Source organism: Pseudomonas sp. UF-293, assembly GCF_058245595.1.
This window is the reverse complement of the sequence record NZ_JBSICA010000082.1, coordinates 1-346: the sequence shown is the minus strand read 5'-3', so window position 1 is coordinate 346 and position 346 is coordinate 1. Positions and strand designations below refer to the sequence as shown.

Sequence of the window (346 nt, the reverse complement as noted above, 5' to 3'; positions counted from 1 at the left end):
GCCCACAACTGGCGTATCTGGCGCACCGCATCAACCAGCGCATCTTCCAGAACCTCAGCGTGCCGAAGATCATCGGCATGGTGCTGGAAGAGCACGGCATTCAAGGCAACGCCTACGAATTCAAGACCGGCTCGATCTATCCGGAGCGCATCTACTGCGTGCAATACGACGAGTCGGATCTGCACTTCATCCAGCGCCTGTGCGAAGAAGAAGGCATTCATTTCCACTTCCAGCACAGCGCCACGGCGCACAAGCTCGTGTTCGGCGATGACCAGACGGTGTTTCCGAAACTCGCGCCTGTGCCCTATCAGCAAGACTCCGGCATGGTCGCCAGCAACCCGGTGAT

1 protein-coding gene is annotated in these 346 nt (G+C 58.4%); it reads left to right on the top strand.

Annotated elements, in window-relative coordinates; genetic code table 11:
• Nucleotides 1-346: contractile injection system protein, VgrG/Pvc8 family (locus tag AC4IHP_RS27870; protein WP_490833292.1), on the top strand; the 346-nt coding region annotated here is incomplete at both ends.